We start from the raw sequence: 16,388 nt of genomic DNA on the forward strand, positions 1-16,388 counted from the left end.
GCCTCGGTGCGGGTGGCTTCGGCGATCTCCATGCCCATCTCGACCAGCCGGTCGAGCACGCGCAGATCCGCCGTCCGCTCCCCTGCGGGAGCGGCCGCCGGGTCCAGGTCCTGGTCGGTCTGCGTCGTGTCCATGGAACATAGCATGAACACAGACGGCCGATAATACTACTGCGATCATACTCCTGCCGCGACGGCGGGATGGGCGGTCCCCGCGGCGGCCGGATCAGGGCTGGATCATCGCAGCCGGGCGCCGCCTCTTGGATATTGGGACACCGGTTCCGGACAGCGCATCAGCATCAGCGGTTGGCATTTCGCCCAAACTCGTGCCGCTGGTGTTCGAATGCCACAGAGCATCGCGGAGCGAAGAGGCTCGGGCGCACGAGGCACCCGAGCCGGTAACCGTCACAGCACGAAATCGCCCGCGACCAGCGAGACCGAGCCGACCAGGCGGATCTGCCCATCGGCATATCCGTCGCCGTTCGCGTCGATGTAGACGTTGGTCTCCGAGGCTCCCGCCACGAAGCGGACCTCGCCGGCGGTGCCGCTGAACGCCGCCGAGCCGATGAAGCTGCCGGAGCCGCCGGTGATCCCCGACACATCGATCCGGTCGCCCCCGTCATGCGAGAAGTCGGTGATCAGGTCGAACGCGCCCTTGGCCCGGGAGTCGCTGACAGCGGCGAAGACGAAGGTGTCCGCGCCGGCGCCGCCGACCAGGCGGTCCGCACCGCCCCCGCCGCGGAGCGTGTCGTCGCCGCCCCAGCCCATCAGGTAGTTGGCGGCGGCGTCGCCGGTCAGGCTGTCGTCGAAGGCGCTGCCGAAGAGGCTCTCGATGCCGCTATAGGTGTCCCCGGCGGCGTCCCCGGTGTTGACGGGAGCGTCGGCCAGGCTCGCGGTCACGCCGGCGGCCGCATTGTCGTACTGGGCGGTATCGGAGCCGGCACCGCCGGTCAGGACGTCGGCCCCTGCCCCCCCGATCAGCACATCATTGCCGGCGCCGCCGTTGAGCGTGTCGGTACCGGCCAGGCCGGAGAGACGATTGGCGCCGTCGTCGCCGGTCAGGATGTCGTTGAAGGCCGCCCCGCGCAGATTCTCTATGCCGATCAGAGTGTCGCCCGTGGCGTAGCCGCCATTGGCCGTGCCGGCACCGAGGTTGACCACCACCCTGGCGATCGAGGTGATGTAGTCCGCCATGTCCACGCCGTCGCCGCCGACCAGGGTGTCGACTCCCGCCGAGCCGCCCAGACCGTCGTCGCCCGCCCCGCCGTCCAGGACGTTGGCCCCCGCAGCGCCGGCGAGATAGTCGTTGAACGCCGAGCCGCTGACATTCTCGATGCCGCTGAGGGTGTCCCCCTCGGCGTCGCCGCTGCTGCCGGTGCCGGCCAGGAGATCCACGACCACACGGGCGGTCGAGGCCGTATAGGTCGCCCGATCGATTCCGTCCCCGCCGACGAGCCGGTCCGCACCGCCGAAGCCGCCGAGGATGTCGTTTCCGGCGCCGCCCTCCAGCACGTTGTCGGTACCGTCGCCGATCACAGTGTCGTTGCCGGCCCCCATGCGGACGTTCTCGATCCCGGAGATGGCCTCGAACTGCCCCGAGCTGTCGAACGTCGCCTGGCCGGTGGAGAGGTTCACGCCGACATCGGCGCCATAGAAGGTGTAGTCGGCGGTGTCGACGCCGTCGCCGCCGTTCAAGGTGTCCCAGCCGTAGCCGCCGCTCAGGACGTCATTGCCGGCGCCGCCACTGAGCGAGTCGTCGCCGTCCCCGCCGTCAAGCACATCATTGCCGTCGCGGCCTTCCAGCACGTTCGCGAGCGAGTCGCCGATGAGGGTGTCGTCGAAGGCAGAGCCGCCGACGAACTCGATGCCTTCCATGGTGTCGCCTTCGGCATCACCGCCGCTGCCGGTCCCGGTCGCGAGGTTGACGGACACGCCGGCGGACGAGGCGGAATACCCCAGGCGGTCATATCCGGCGCCGCCGATGATGTGGTCCGCGCCGAGGCCGCTTTGGAGACCGTCGTCACCGTCCCCGCCGTCCAGGGTGTCGTTGCCTTCGCCGCCGATCAGCTCGTCGTTGCCGTTTCCACCGGCGAGAGCGTCGTTGCCCCCATGGCCGTAGATGACGTCATTGCCGTCCAGGCCCTGGAGGTAATTATCCGCAGCATTGCCGGCAAGAACGTCATTAAAGAAAGATCCGGTTAAATTCTCAACGTTGATCAATACATCTCCGGCAGCGTCGCCTCCGTTTCCAACGCCGGAAGAAAGATCAACATTGATCGCATCTGGCGAGCTCCAATAATTGACCAAATCAGAACCGTCCCCGCCATCGATCACATCGGCGCCCCCAAGGCCATCCAGGACATCGTCGCCAGCCAGGCCATTGATTGTGTCAGCATCGTCTGTGCCGACGAGATTATCAGCGCCTTCAGTTCCGTTGATAACGGCCATCGTCTTTTCCCCTTCTCATCTTGATGGCACCGCCAGTGCCGGTGCGTTGATCACAAAACGGATCACAGCCGCCGCAATAGGGCTGGCTTCATATTTAGATACTAATATTGCTATGCCAGGATCACACAGCGTCCTACGAGGACGGCGCCACGATCCGTCGCGCTCGACGTGTCCACGGGAGACAGCCGCTCGGCGTCAATGACCCAACTGTCTGTATTGTGACCGACATGCGAGTGGCCCCAATTCTCGTCAGCGCCGGCTCTCTATGAACGAAGTCCTGTCAGCTGGCAATAGGGAACCGCAGCAATTTACGTAATTTTCAATAAACGATCCGGGTATTTTGATGCGGCCGAAGGCGCCCGGCATAGACTGTTATGAACGACGGTTTCAATGTCGGCCCCATTCGGCACCCGCGGGCCGCCCCCACCCGGCTGGAGAAGCGGCGCCCCGCGGCGAATCCCGCTGCGGTCCAGCCCCGGCAGGCGCCCAACAGCCCCCGCCAGAATGGAAGCATCAAATCCCGTCAGGCCGGATCTGGTCCGGACCTGTCCGCTACCGCCTGGACCTGGCGCCGCGGCGCGATTCGGGGCGCATCGATATGCGGTCAGACCGCATCGCGAACGACGCCGGGCGCGACCGGCGGCGAACCGCCGCCCGTCGCGAGCCAATGCTGGTAAGTCGCCCGGATGCCTTCGGGCAGGCCGATTTCCGGCGCCCAGCCCAGCGACGCGATCTTGCTGACGTCGAGGAGCTTCCGGGGCGTGCCGTCGGGCCGGCTGGTGTCGAAGCTGAAGCTCCCCCGGTAACCGACGACCGCCGCAACCAAGGCGGCCAGATCGGCGATCGCAATGTCGGACCCGGCGCCGATATTGATCGGGGTCGGCTGATCATAGCGCCGCATCACCACCACGCACGCATCGGCGAGGTCATCGACATGCAGGAACTCGCGCCGGGGCCGGCCCGAGCCCCACAGCACGACCGTGGGCTGGCCCCGGACCTTCGCCTCGTGGATCCGCCGGATGAGCCCCGGCAGCACGTGGGATGTCTCCGGATCGAACTTGTCGTTCGGGCCGTAGAGATTGGTCGGCATCGCCGAGACGAAGCGGCAGCCATATTGGCGGGCATAGGTCTCGACCAGCTTCACCCCGGCAATCTTCGCGATCGCATAGGCCTCGTTGGTCTTCTCCAGCGGGCCGGTCAGCAGCTGGTCCTCGCGCATCGGCTGGGCGGCGTCGCGCGGATAGATGCTGCTCGACCCGAGATACAGCAGCTTCTCGACCCCGGTGCGGTACGCGCCGTGAAGCACGTTCGCCGTGATCATCAGGTTCTGATACAGGAAGTCGGCGGGATAGGTCGTGTTCGCGACGATGCCGCCGACCCGTGCCGCCGCGGCGAACACGATCTCCGGCCGTTCCCGCTCCATCCAGGCTTCGGTGGCGGCCTGGCAGGTCAGGTCGACCGCGGACCGGTCGGCCACCAGCAAGGTGCAGTTCTCCCGGGCGAGCCGCCGCACAAGCGCCGAACCGACCATGCCGTTGTGGCCGGTCACCCAGACCCGTTTGCCTTGCAGTTCCAGCGGCCGGCCGGCAGATCCGTTCGACATTCCTGGCCTCTCCGTCCAAGCCTTTTCATTCCGATGTCTCATTGACTTATATTTCTTTTGTCTGATTTAATTTAAGTTCTACTTAGGCGCCCTTAATCGACCTGAGCACTTCGACAACAGAGATAGCGCGAATACGGCCGGCGACCAGCATCGTCTTCTGCCGAGGGCGCAGCCCCCTTGCGCCGGCATCGCCGCTCCTGCCGCTTTCGCCCGCCATCCCAGGACGTCCCGGATGCGGCCCCTATTCCGCCGGGACGCCGAGAGCGGCGCCCGCATCGTTGCCGCCGCGGCACTTCGATGCCCCGGACAGACGCGGGAGTCCGGGCCACCCTGCCATGGCGGCCTGCGCGGAGTCGCCGAAGGTGCCGACGCCGGCCCGCCTCGTTGCTTTCCGTCATCCCGGGGATACGCTTGAGACCAGCGCTGCCTCCCTGGGAATTGCAGGGTGCGGCGCTCTCCGATCGAGGAAGGCCGGATGACAGGTCCGCATGGGTCGACCGATCCCGTGTCTCGGGCGACACCGTTCAAGCTCGGCCGGCTCGCGACCGAGCTGCAGTGGCAGTCTCTGCTGCGGACCCTTCCCGTCGCCGTCTACATGACCGACCCGGAGGGCTGGATCACCTTCCACAACGACGCCGCGGTCCGGCTCTGGGGCGTCCGGCCCGAGATCGGCAAGGCCAGATACAACGGCGCCTGGAAGCTGTTCCGGCCGGACGGGACGCCCCTGCCGCACAGCCAGACGGCCTTGGCGCAGACGCTTCGCGCGAAACGTCCGGTGCTCGGCCTCGACACCATCGCCGAGCGCCCGGACGGCAGCCGGGTGCATTTCATCCCCTACCCGGCGCCGCTGTTCAGCGCCGCCGGCGAGCTGACCGGGGCCGTCAACATCCTGATCGACATCACCGAGCGGCACCGGGCGGAGCTGACGGCGCAGCGCCTCGCGGCCATCGTGGAATCCTCCGACGACGCCATCCTGGCGAAGGACCTCGAAGGCACGATCACGAGCTGGAACGGCGGCGCGCAGCGCCTTTTCGGCTATGCCGCCGAGGAGATGATCGGCAAGCCGATCCTGATCCTGGTTCCCCTCGACCGCCGCGACGAGGAAGCCCTCATCCTCGCGCGCCTGAGGGCGGGCGAACGCATCGACCATCTCGAGACGGTGCGGCGTCGCCGGGACGGCAGCCTGGTCGAGGTCTCGCTGTCGGTGTCGCCCGTGAGGGATGCCAATGGCCGCATCGTCGGGGCCTCGACGATCGTGCGGGACATCACCGAGCAGCGCCGGGCGCAGGAGCGGCAGGAGATGCTGCTCCGCGAGATGAACCACCGGGTGAAGAACCTGTTCGCGCTGACCGGCGCCGTGGTCAATCTGAGTGGGCGGTCCAGCAGCACCGTCGAGCAGCTGGTCGAGGCCGTCCAGGGGCGCCTCGGCGCCCTGTCCCGGGCGCATGAGCTCACCCTCGCAGACCTCGATCGCAGGAAAGCCTCCACGCCGACCACGCTGCATGCGCTGATCCGGACGATCGTATCGCCCTATGAGGATCTTGCGGGGCAGCGGGTTTCGGTCTCAGGACCGGATGTCCCGATCGAGGGTCATGCCGTCACCGGCCTTGCGCTGGTCTTCCACGAGCTGGCGACCAACGCCGCGAAATACGGCGCCCTGTCGGTTCCGGGCGGACAGGTCGAGATCAACTCGGCCACGAATGCGGACCGGCTCGATCTCAGCTGGGTCGAGCGCGGCGGCCCGCCGGTCGCGTCGGCGCCAAAGACGGCCGGCTTCGGAACGCGGCTCCTGGACAGCACGATCAAGGGGCAACTGCAAGGCAGCCTCACGCGGCGCTGGCGCCGCAGCGGGCTGGGCATTCGTATCACGCTCCCCCTCTCAGCCCCGAGATAGGCCACCTGGATCGCGCACCCGCCCAACTTGTGTTCCCCATTTGTTCTTGACATGATGCCGCATCGCGCGGCATAGTTCTGGCACAGTCAGACAGTTGCGCCCGCCCGGCCCCGCCGCGGCGGGCTTTTTCATGCGAGGCCGACATGCGGAAGGGTATGACGAGGCGCAATCCGGGCTGGGCCGGCTTCGCCGGGCAGCTTCGGGGCAGCGCCACGGCGGGCTTCGCCCGCCGGCGCCGCGGCAGCGCCGGGAGACGGGCCATGCCGACAAGGCCGCGGGTCCTGATCCTGTGCCTGGCGGCGGTGGCCGGGCGGCGGCGACGGGGCGAGCGCCTGCCGGAGCGGATCCGCCGGCTGACCGGCGCGGCCGAGGCCCGGCTGGCCCCCGGCGCCGGCCAGGACGCGGCCGAGCTGCGGCGGCTGGAGCAGGCTTATCAGCACTTCCGCCGGGAGCTGGACAAAGACGGAGAAGAAGACGCGCCCCCCGCCCTGCCCCTGCTCGAGCTGGCGCCCGCGTTCCGGCCGCTGCAGCGCCGGTGCCGCTACAAGGGCGCCTATGGCGGGCGTGGCTCCGGCAAGTCGCATGTCTTCGCCGAGCTGCTGGTGCGGCGCTGCGTCGAGGGGGCGCCGGTGCGGGCGGTGTGCATCCGCGGGGTGCAGCGGTCGCTCGACCAGTCGGTCAAGCGGCTGATCGAGGACAAGATCCAGGCGCTCGGCCTGGGGTCCGCCTTCCGGGTGCAGGCCGACCGCATCCTCGGGCCCGGCGGCGGCCGGATCATCTTCCAGGGCATGCAGAACCACACGGCCGAGAGCATCAAGTCGCTGGAGGGCTACGACATCGCCTGGGTGGAGGAGGCGCAGGCCCTGTCGATCCGCAGCCTGGACCTGTTGCGCCCGACGATCCGCAAGCCGGGGTCGGAGCTGTGGTTCTCCTGGAACCCGGTGCGGCCGGACGACCCGGTCGACGCGCTGTTCCGCGGCGGCCCGCTGCCGCCCGATTGCGAACTGGTGCCGGTGAACTGGTCCGACAACCCGCATTTCCCGGAGGTGCTGAAGGCCGAGATGGAATGGGACCGGCAGCGCGACCCGGAGAAGCACCAGCATGTCTGGCTGGGCGGGTATCGCCGGGTCAGCGAGGCGCGGGTGTTCACCAACTGGAAGGTGGAGGCGTTCGAGACGCCGGCCGGCGCCCGCTTCCTGTTCGGCGCCGACTGGGGCTTCGCCCGCGACCCGACCGTGCTGGTGCGCTGCTTCGTGCAGGGGCGGACGCTGTTCGTCGACCACGAGGCGTACCAGGTCGGCTGCGAGATCGACCGCACCCCGGCCCTGTTCGACACCGTGCCGGGGGCGCGGCGCGGCCCGATCATCGCCGACAGCGCCCGGCCGGAGACGATCAGCTACATGCAGCGCCAGGGCTTCGGCGCCATCAAGGGATCGGCCAAGGGGCCGGGGTCGGTCGAGGAGGGCGTCGAGTTCCTGAAGGCGCACGACATCCTGGTGCATCCGCGCTGCCGCCACCTGATCGATGAGCTGGCGCTGTACAGCTACCGCACCGACCCGAAGACCGGCGTGATCCTGTCCGAGCTGGAGGACCGCGGGAACCACGCCGTCGACGCCCTGCGCTATGCCGTCGAAGGGCAGAGGCGCAGCACCTACGACACCTCGATGAAATGGGTGTGACAGGCATCGCCACCGACATCGGCACGTTCGGAAAATCCGGGTGGAACTGGCTTGTTGGGCATTCAGCCTCCGATCGGCCATGTCATCCTATTCTCGTATCTCACCAGCGGGGTCCACTCCAACCTATCTGGCCACCAGCCAATTTGTGCACTGTCACCGAAATTCCGTTGTCGCACTAGCCGAGCCGGCGCGATCGAGTTCCATGATGACTATCATGCCCGGGCTTGACCCACGGCTGTCCGGTTGAGGTTCAGCAGCAACCAAAGGCAGAACTTCAGATCATGATCTTCAATTTATAGCTGTCATGCCCAGGCTTGACCCGGGCATCCAGGAATGTCGATGCCGCTCTGGGCGGCCCCTGGATCGCCGGGTCAAGCCCGGCGATGACAATAAAGTTGAGATTCACCCCTCTTCCGCCTCCGTAACCCGGCGGCCGGCTTCGGCGAACCGGGTGTCGAGGCCCCTGCGGGCCCGAACGGGAGATCCGGATCGTGACGTCCAAGCGCTTCCCTTCCCTGCCTGCCCTCGCCGGCGCCCTGTCGCTGCTCGCGGTCGCCGCCGGGCTGTCGGTGACCGGATCCTCCGCCGAGGAGGCGCGGCTGGTGCCGCCGCCGGCGGTCGACGAAGCCCCCGGCGCCGAATCGGAGACCGCGGTGCTGGCCGGCGGCTGCTTCTGGGGCGTGCAGGGCGTGTTCCAGCACGTCAGGGGCGTGACCAGCGCCGTGTCCGGCTATGCCGGCGGCGACGCGGCGACGGCGCGGTACGAGACGGTCGGCGGCGGCGGCACCGGCCATGCGGAATCGGTGAAGATCACCTACGATCCGCGCCGGATCAGCTATGGCCGCATCCTGCAGATCTATTTCTCGGTGGCGCACGACCCGACCCAGCGGAACCGCCAGGGGCCGGATGTCGGCCCCCAGTACCGCTCGGCGATCTTCCCGACGGATGCGGAGCAGGCGCGAATCGCCAAGGCCTATATCGAGCAGCTGGGCCGGGCCGGGGTGTTCGACGCGGAGATCGCCACCAGGATCGAGGCCGGCCATGCCTTCTATCCGGCCGAGGAGTATCACCAGGACTACCTGACCCTGCACCCGACCAGCCCCTATATCGCGATCAACGACCTGCCGAAGGTCGAGGCCCTGCAGCGCCTGTTCCCGGAGGACTACCGGGCCGACCCGGTTCTGGTGGCGGGCCAGCCGACCAACTGAGGGCAGCGGAGCGGCGACAAATCGCCCCTGGCCAGGACGGCCGTCTTGTCCGACCCTCGCATAACCAGGAATGCACCGGCCGAAATCCCGCGAGAGGACCGGCCGGCGGGCAAGGGACGGGTCGCCATGGGGCTGCTGAAGGCTGGCGGCATAGCGCTTGGGGTCGGGCTGCTGCTGATCGTGGGCGGCGCGGCGGGGCTTGCCGCCTATGCCTGGCGGCCGCCGATCGACCCGGTCGACCCGCCGGCGGCGGCCGGCTTCGACCCGGCGCTGGTCGAGAAGGGCGCCGAGCTGGCCTCGATCGGCAATTGCGGCACCTGCCACACCGCGCCGGGCGGCAGGCCCTTCGCCGGCGGACTGAGGCTGCCGACGCCGTTCGGCACCATCGTCAGCACCAACATCACCCCCGACCCCGGGACCGGCATCGGCCGCTGGTCGGAGGCGGCGTTCGGCCGGGCGATGCGCGAGGGCGTCGACCGCGAGGGCCGGCACCTGTACCCGGCCTTCCCCTACGACCACTTCACCCTGGTGAGCGACGAGGACAACCGGGCGCTCTACGCCTTCCTGATGACGCGCCGGCCGGTCGAGGCGCGGGCGCCGGCCAACGACCTGCCCTTCCCGCTGAACCAGCGCTTCGTGCTGGCCGGCTGGAAGCTGCTGTTCCTGCAGCCCGGCCCCTACAGGCCCGACCCGGCAAGGAACGCCCAGTGGAACCGCGGCGCCTATCTGGCCGAGGGGCTGGCGCATTGCGGCGCCTGCCACACGCCGCGCAACCTGTTCGGCGCGGAGGAGACCGACCGGCGCTTCGCCGGCGGCGACGCCGAGGGCTGGCACGCCGTGCCGATCGGCCGCGGGTCGCCGGCGCCGGTGCCCTGGACCGAGGAGTCGCTGTTCCAGTATCTGCGCGCCGGCTGGCACGGGCTGCACGGCACGGCGCAGGGGCCGATGGCGCCGGTGGCCGACAGCCTGGCCACGGTGCCGGAGGACGACGTGCGGGCGATCGCCGCCTATGTCGCCTCGGTGATCGGCTCCCCGGATGCGGAGGCCCGGAAGCGCGGCGACACCCTGGCGGAAGCCGCCGCGGTCCCGGCCGGCCCCGGCACCCGCCCGCAATCGGCGGGCAGCCAGACCGTCGCCGCGATTCCCGAGACGGAGAACATCGGGGTCAAGATCTATGCCAGCGCCTGCGCCGCATGCCACGAGAGCGGCCGCCCCGCCCCCTTCGGCGGCATCGACCTGCGGCTCAGCTCCGCCATCACGGCCGACAGCCCGGCCAACCTGATCCGCATCATCCGCGGCGGCGTCCCGCCGAGGAACGGCGCCCCCGCCCCGATCATGCCGGGCTTCGCCGCCGCCCTGTCGGACCGGCAGCTCGTGGCCCTGGCCGACCACCTGCGCGCCCGTTTCGGCGGCGGCCGGCCGGGCTGGGCCCGGTCGGAGCTGGAGGCCACGGTCCGGGCCGCCGGGGACGGCGAGGCCGCCGCCGCAGCCGCAAGCCATTAGGGAGAGGTCATGATCGAGCTCAAGGTCAACGGCCGCCGGCAGACCATCGCCGCCGATCCCGACACGCCGCTGCTGTACGTCCTGCGCGGGGAGCTGCAGCTGAACGCCGCCAAATACGGCTGCGGCCTGGGGCAGTGCGGCTCCTGCGCCGTGCTGGTCGACGGCGAGGTGGCGTTCTCCTGCGTCGTCCCGGTGCTGCTGGCGGAGAACAAGGAGGTGACGACGCTGGAGGGGCTGGGCACCGAGGACGAGCCCGGCCCGCTGCAGCGCGCCTTCATCGCCGAGCAGGCGGCGCAGTGCGGCTACTGCATCCCCGGCATGATGATGCGGGCCCATGCCCTGCTGCGGAAGACCCTGACCCCTTCGGACGCCGAGATCCGCCGCCAGCTGCAGGGGCATCTGTGCCGCTGCGGCACCCATATGCGGATCCTGCGCGCGATCCGCCGCGCCGCGGAGGAGATGCGGAGCGCCGACGTCACGCCGCGACGATCGGCGCCGCGGGAGACGGCGCTGTGAGCGCCGGCCCCGCGCTGTCCCGCCGCGGCGTGCTGCAGGGCGCCGGGAGCCTCGTCGTCAGCTTCGCCCTGGCCCCCGCCGGCCTGGCGCAGCAGGCGGCCGAGACGCCGGAGCTGAGCGGCGCCCTGCCCGGCAGCCTGGAGGACGCCCCCTTCCTGGATTCCTGGATCCGGGTCGATGCCAAGGGCGCGGTCACCGTCTTCACCGGCAAGGCCGAGCTGGGCCAGGGTATCGCCACCGCCCTGCAGCAGATCGCGGCGGAGGAGCTGGGCCTGTCCTTCGCGACGCCGACCGTCATCACCGCCGACACCGGGCGGACCGCCAATGAAGGCTACACCGCCGGCAGCCATTCGATGCAGGACAGCGGCACCGCCATCCGCCACGCCGCGGCCCAGGTCCGGGAGATCCTGCTGGGCGGGGCCGCGCGGCAGATGGGGGCCCCTGTCGACCGGCTGCGGATCGGGGGCGGCAACGTGGTGGCGCCGAACGGCAACCGCCGCTCCTACGGCACCCTGGCCGCCGCCCTGTCGCTGCACGTCCAGGCCAGGCCGGACTCGAAGCTGACCGACCCCGCCGCCTTCCGGGTCATGGGCCGGCCGCTGCCGCGGATCGACATCCCGGCCAAGGTGGCCGGCGGCGAGGCCTATGTGCAGGATCTGCGCCTGCCCGGGATGCTGCACGGCCGGATCGTGCGGCCGCCCGGCACCGGCGCCCGGCTGGCGGCGCTGGACAGCGGCGCGGTCGAAGCCCTGCCCGGCGTGGTCAAGGTGGTGCGCGACGGCAATTTCCTGGCGGTGGTGGCGGAGCAGGAGTTCCAGGCGATCAAGGCGATGCGGCTGCTGGCCGCCGCGGCGCAATGGGAAGAGGACGCCAAGCTGCCGGACCAGGCCCGGCTGACGGAGGCGCTGCTGGCGCTGCCGGCGCAGGACTTCCCGATCCTGGACCGGCGCGCCGCCGTCGTGCCGTCCGGCCGGACGCTGGAGGCCCGCTATTCCCGGCCCTATCTGCTGCACGGGTCGATCGGCCCGTCCTGCGCCGTGGCGCGGCAGGATCCGGACGGGCTGCTGACCGTCTGGACCCACACCCAGGGCGTCTATCCCGACCGCAAGGCGATCGCCGAGATGCTGGGACGGCCGCCCGAGCAGGTGCGCTGCATCCATGTCCAGGGGTCCGGCTGCTACGGCCATAACGGCGCCGACGACGCTGCGGCCGACGCCGCCCTGCTGGCCGCGGCCCTGCCCGGCCGCCCGGTGCGGGTGCAGTGGATGCGCGAGCAGGAGCATGCCTGGGAGCCCTACGGCCCGGCGATGGTGGCCCAGGCCCGGGCGACGCTGGACGAGACCGGCCGCATCGCCGACTGGGACTACGGGGTGTGGAGCAACACCCATTCGATGCGTCCCGGCCCGGCCGGCAGCCTGCTGGCCGCCCGGCACCTGGCCAGGCCCTTCCCGGTGCCCGCCCCCCGCCCGCTGCCGCAGCCGGAGGGCGGCGGCGACCGCAACGCCATCCCGCTCTACACCCTGGAGAGCGCCCGGGTGGTGCACCACTTCCTGCCGGACATGCCGCTGCGCATCTCGGCCCTGCGCTCGCTCGGCGCGCAGATGAACGTGTTCGCGATCGAGAGCTTCATGGACGAGCTGGCGCTGGCCGCCGGCGCCGATCCGGTCGAGTTCCGCCTGAAGCACCTGGACGATCCGCGCGCCCGGGACGTGATTGCCGCCGCGGCCGAGACCTTCGGCTGGAGCCGGGGCAAGCCGGCCGCGCCGGGGCACGGCCGCGGCTTCGCCTTCGCCCGCTACAAGAACCTGGCCGCCTATTGCGCCGTGGCGGTCGAGGTCGCGGTCGAGCGCGAGACCGGAGAGGTGCGCGTGCCGCGCGTGGTCGCCGCGGTCGACACCGGCCAGGTGGTCAACCCGGACGGCGTGCGCAACCAGATCGAGGGCGCGGTGCTGCAGTCGATGAGCTGGACGCTGTACGAAAGCGTCGGCTTCGACCGGGGCCGGATCACCTCGGTCGACTGGTCGACCTATCCGATCCTGCGCTTCGACGCGGTGCCGGACAGCGTCGAGGTCCGCATCATCGACCGGCCGGGCGCGCCCTTCCTGGGCTGCGGCGAGACCGGCCAGGGCCCGGCCAGCGCCGCCCTGGCCAACGGCATCGCCGACGCCGCCGGCCAAAGGCTGCGCGACCTGCCGCTGACCGCGGCCAGGATCAAGGCCGTGATCGGGGTGTGAGAGACCGTTTGGAATGCACCTGGCGAGGCCGTCTGACGGCGGACTCGAAGCTTCCGGTGCTCACGCACCCAATGTGCGCTGCGCTCCGGTTCTCGAAACCACCGCCAGCCGACTCACGCCAGCGCATTCCAAACGGTCTCTGAGGCATTCATGCCACACTTCTTCCCGTCGCCGCCGCGGATGGGAACGATCTCGCGACCCGCATCGTTTCCAAGTCTGAAATGGTTACAGGCACGGAGATGAGGATGCTGAAGCCCGCTATGCTTATCCTGGCGGCGGCGCTGTCCCTGGCGGCGTGCGGCCGCGACCCCGGCACCCGGGCGCTTTCGGGTGGCGCGATCGGCGCGGGGCTTGGCGCCGGCACCGCCGCGGTCACCGGCGGCAATGTCGGGACCGGCGCGATCATCGGCGGTGTCGGCGGCGCTGCCGTCGGCGGCCTGACGAACTGCCACGCCGTCGGACGCTGCTGATCCGGAGATCGGCGCATGAACGGATCGGGCCTGCGGAGAGCCATCTCCGCAGGCCCGATCCTGTTTTGACCATAGGGCAGTCCGTCAGCGCGTGCCGAGCAGCTGGCGCGCGGCCTCGACCTTCGCCATGCAGCCGGCCTCGTCGCCGTTCTGCGCCAGCTGGCGGGCGTCCTGCAGATGGGCGGCGAACTGTTCCTGCGGGGACTGCTGACCGGCGCCTTTGAGCGCCTCCCGCTGATGCTCGCTGGACGCGGCATCGGGCGCGCTTCCGGTGCTGGGCATGGCGCCGGCGGCCCCCTCCTGGCTGCCCTGCATCGTCTGGCTTTGATGAGGGGTGGCCGCGGGCTGCCCGCTCTGCGCCTCCGCCTACTTGAACTGCATCTCGACATGGTCGATGTCCTGGCGGCAATCGGCCAGGGCCGCGGGGCTCAGCGCCAGGGCCCCCGCCGCCGAGACGATCAAGGCCCACTTCATGGTGGTTCCTCCTGTCACATTCATGATTGCCGGATCGACGGGGCCCGGCCGCGACGCTAGGACCGGACCTTCGCCGTCAATTCGGCGAGCCGATCAGCGGGAACCGCGGCGTCGAACGCCGCCATCCGCAGGGCTTCGGACTCATACGCCTCATCCGGCGCATCGCCGGCCAGGATGACGGTGTAGCTCGTCACCACGACGCCGTTCCCGTCGCAGAGATCGACGACCCGCTCCGGCATGGCGGCCTCCCGGCGCCGGCTTCCGTCAGCGCGGCAACGGTCCCGTCCAGTACGGGCTGATGCCGTAATAGTCGTGGATGTCCTGCTCGTATTCGCGGTTCCAGCGCGGCGGGGCATCGTCGGCATAGACCGGCGCCCCTTCCAGCTGCTCGCGCGACAGGTTCACGACATAGCCGCCCTGATTGGTGTCGTACTCCAGCGCCGACCACGGCAGCGGATGATACTTCTCGCCGATGCCGAGGAAGCCGCCGAAGGACATCACGGCATAGGCGACGCGCCCGGACACCTTGTCGAGCATCACATCGTGGATCTCGCCCAGATGGTCGCCCGCGGTGTTGTAGACCGCCGTCCCGGCCACCTTGTCGCCGGAGATCAGCGTGGTCGTCTCCTCACGATGCTCCATGACCGTCTCCTCTCGTCCCGAATACACGTATAACGGGAGGAGACGGCTGCCTGGTTCCTTTCCAGATTGTGCGATTCCGGGGGCCTGCGGGGCTGTTTTCGAATGTAGCCCCGGCCCCGGCTCACTCCGGCTTGAAGTCCAGCGCCACGCCGTTGATGCAATAGCGCAGCCCGCTGGGCGGCGGCCCGTCCTCGAAGACATGGCCGAGATGGCTGCCGCAGGTGGCGCAATGGACCTCGATCCGGGTCATGCCGAAGCTGCGGTCGACCGTGGTCTCGACCGAATCCGGCACCGGGTCGTTGAAGCTGGGCCAGCCGGTGCCGCTCTCGAACTTCCACTTCGATTCGAACAGTTTGCTGCCGCAGCCGGCGCAGCAGAAGGCGCCGGGCCGGTGCTCGCTCAGCAGGCCGCAGCTGCCCGGCCGCTCGGTGCCGTGCTGCCGCATCACCCGGTACTGGTCCGGCGTCAGGATGCGGCGCCATTCCTCGTCGCTGCGGGTCACGGGATAGGGTTCGGGCATCATCGATCTCCTGGGCCGGCCCCGGGGGAGGCGGCGGCGTCCCGACCCTGATATAGGGTGGCGACGGCACAGATGGATAGGGAGGACGATGTGGACAGGCAGGATTTCGCCGGGCGGCGGGTGCTGGTGACCGGCGCCGGCAAGGGCATCGGCCGGGCCACGGCGGTGCTGCTGCACCGGCGCGGCGCCGAGGTGATCGCCGCCACCCGCAGCCCCGAGGACCTGGCGAGCCTGGAACAGGAGACCGGCTGCCGCGGCATCGCGGTCGATCTGGCCGATGCCGAGGCGACGTGCCGGGCGGCGACCGAGGCGCTGCCGGTCGATGCCCTGGTCAACTGCGCCGGCACGACGACGCTGGAATCCTTCCTCGACACCTCGGTCGAGACTTTCGACCGGATCATGGCGGTGAACGCCCGGGCGCCGATGATCGCGGCCCCGGTGGTGGCGCGCGACCTGATCCGGCGCGGGCAGAAAGGCGCCATCGTCAACGTGTCGAGCGTGTCCTCGATGATCGGCCTGCCGGACCACACCGCCTATTGCGCGTCGAAGGGGGCGCTGGACGAGATCACCCGGGTGATGGCGGTGGAGCTGGGGCCGCACGGCATCCGCACCAACAGCGTCAACCCGGTGGTGACGCTGACGCCGATGGCGGTGAAGGCGTGGAGCGACCCGGCCAAGTCCGGCCCGATGCTGGGCCGCATCCCGCTGGGCCGCTTCGCCCAGCCGGAGGAGGTGGCGGAGGTGATCCTCTACCTGCTCGGCGACGCCTCGGCGATGATGAACGGCGCCATCGTGCCGGTCGACGGCGGCTTCCTCGCCACCTGACCGGTCAGGACGCCTCGCGGCACACCGCCTCGACATTGTGGCCGTCGGGGTCGAGCAGGAAGGCGCCGTAATAGTCCGGATGGTAGTGCGGCCGCAGCCCGGGCGCGCCGTGGTCGCAGCCGCCGGCCACGAGGCCCGCCGCATGGAAGCGGTCGACGGTCGCCCGGTCCGGCGCGGCGAAGGCGACATGGGTGCCGGTGACGGGACCGTCGTGCAGGCCGATCCAGAAGAAGGCCCGGCGGCCCACGCCATAGCCGGCGAAGGTCTCGCCGTCAGCATAGAGGCGGGCGATGCCGAGCGGCGCCAGCAGCGCGTCGTAGAAGGCCTTCGACCGCTCGAGATCGCCGACCCGGATGGTGACATGGTCCAGCAT

General features: G+C 70.0%; 15 protein-coding genes. 8 read left to right on the plus strand and 7 right to left on the minus strand.

All coding sequences use genetic code 11. From position 1 onward, the window contains the following. Positions 1-404 precede the first annotated feature (404 nt). Both LG391_RS30870 and LG391_RS30875 read right to left on the minus strand, forming a co-directional pair. Positions 405-2,447 (minus strand): calcium-binding protein, encoded by a 2,043-nt coding sequence (locus LG391_RS30870; RefSeq protein ID WP_225772337.1) that lies wholly within the window; start codon positions 2,445-2,447, stop codon positions 405-407. A gap of 604 nt (positions 2,448-3,051) precedes the next feature. Further along, a complete protein-coding gene (locus LG391_RS30875) occupies positions 3,052-4,050 on the minus strand; it encodes a GDP-L-fucose synthase (protein ID WP_304608581.1) in 999 nt (332 codons plus the stop codon). Between the two features lie 475 nt (positions 4,051-4,525). On the opposite strand from LG391_RS30875, the gene LG391_RS30880 reads away from it, so the two are divergent. The 7 genes from LG391_RS30880 to LG391_RS30910 all read left to right on the plus strand — a co-directional run bounded on the left by LG391_RS30880 (position 4,526) and on the right by LG391_RS30910 (position 13,554). Then, a complete protein-coding gene (locus LG391_RS30880) occupies positions 4,526-5,944 on the plus strand; it encodes a PAS domain S-box protein (protein ID WP_225772338.1) in 1,419 nt (472 codons plus the stop codon). A 260-nt stretch (positions 5,945-6,204) separates the two neighbouring features. After that, positions 6,205-7,623, plus strand: a complete 1,419-nt coding sequence (locus LG391_RS30885; protein WP_225772340.1) for a PBSX family phage terminase large subunit — start codon at positions 6,205-6,207, stop codon at positions 7,621-7,623. A 491-nt stretch (positions 7,624-8,114) separates the two neighbouring features. Then, positions 8,115-8,831, plus strand: coding sequence for a peptide-methionine (S)-S-oxide reductase MsrA (gene msrA, locus LG391_RS30890; protein ID WP_225772342.1), 717 nt, complete (start codon positions 8,115-8,117; stop codon positions 8,829-8,831). 126 nt (positions 8,832-8,957) lie between these two features. After that, the gene (locus LG391_RS30895; protein WP_225772344.1) at positions 8,958-10,334 is read left to right on the plus strand and encodes a cytochrome c; all 1,377 of its coding nucleotides are present in this window, start codon (positions 8,958-8,960) and stop codon (positions 10,332-10,334) included. Positions 10,335-10,343: 9 nt separating this feature from the next. Further along, positions 10,344-10,850 (plus strand): (2Fe-2S)-binding protein, encoded by a 507-nt coding sequence (locus LG391_RS30900; protein WP_225772346.1) that lies wholly within the window; start codon positions 10,344-10,346, stop codon positions 10,848-10,850. After that, positions 10,847-13,084 (plus strand): molybdopterin cofactor-binding domain-containing protein, encoded by a 2,238-nt coding sequence (locus LG391_RS30905; RefSeq protein WP_225772348.1) that lies wholly within the window; start codon positions 10,847-10,849, stop codon positions 13,082-13,084. The genes LG391_RS30900 and LG391_RS30905 overlap by 4 nt, the downstream gene beginning before the upstream one ends. 245 nt (positions 13,085-13,329) lie before the next feature. After that, on the plus strand, positions 13,330-13,554 hold the full coding sequence (locus LG391_RS30910) for a hypothetical protein (RefSeq protein WP_026870849.1): 225 nt from the start codon (positions 13,330-13,332) through the stop codon (positions 13,552-13,554). An 84-nt stretch (positions 13,555-13,638) separates the two neighbouring features. On the opposite strand, the gene LG391_RS30915 is transcribed toward LG391_RS30910, so the two are convergent. The 4 genes from LG391_RS30915 to msrB all read right to left on the minus strand — a co-directional run bounded on the left by LG391_RS30915 (position 13,639) and on the right by msrB (position 15,190). Next, the gene (locus tag LG391_RS30915; protein ID WP_225772350.1) at positions 13,639-13,836 is read right to left on the minus strand and encodes a hypothetical protein; all 198 of its coding nucleotides are present in this window, start codon (positions 13,834-13,836) and stop codon (positions 13,639-13,641) included. A gap of 248 nt (positions 13,837-14,084) precedes the next feature. Then, positions 14,085-14,267: a hypothetical protein gene (locus LG391_RS30920; RefSeq protein WP_225772352.1), complete on the minus strand. Its 183-nt coding sequence runs from the start codon at positions 14,265-14,267 to the stop codon at positions 14,085-14,087. A 25-nt stretch (positions 14,268-14,292) separates the two neighbouring features. Continuing rightward, the gene (locus LG391_RS30925) at positions 14,293-14,670 is read right to left on the minus strand and encodes a PRC-barrel domain-containing protein (protein WP_225772354.1); all 378 of its coding nucleotides are present in this window, start codon (positions 14,668-14,670) and stop codon (positions 14,293-14,295) included. A 121-nt stretch (positions 14,671-14,791) separates the two neighbouring features. Next, a complete protein-coding gene (gene msrB, locus LG391_RS30930; protein ID WP_225772356.1) occupies positions 14,792-15,190 on the minus strand; it encodes a peptide-methionine (R)-S-oxide reductase MsrB in 399 nt (132 codons plus the stop codon). Positions 15,191-15,280: 90 nt separating this feature from the next. Between msrB and LG391_RS30935 the strand changes: the two genes are divergently transcribed. Beyond that, on the plus strand, positions 15,281-16,015 hold the full coding sequence (locus LG391_RS30935) for an SDR family oxidoreductase (RefSeq protein ID WP_225772358.1): 735 nt from the start codon (positions 15,281-15,283) through the stop codon (positions 16,013-16,015). 4 nt (positions 16,016-16,019) lie between these two features. Here the strand turns inward: LG391_RS30935 and LG391_RS30940 are convergent, their stop codons facing one another. Further along, positions 16,020-16,388 (minus strand): VOC family protein, encoded by a 369-nt coding sequence (locus tag LG391_RS30940; protein WP_225772360.1) that lies wholly within the window; start codon positions 16,386-16,388, stop codon positions 16,020-16,022.

The sequence above is a fragment of the Inquilinus sp. Marseille-Q2685 genome, from assembly GCF_916619195.1.
Taxonomy (GTDB): Bacteria; Pseudomonadota; Alphaproteobacteria; order DSM-16000; family Inquilinaceae; genus Inquilinus.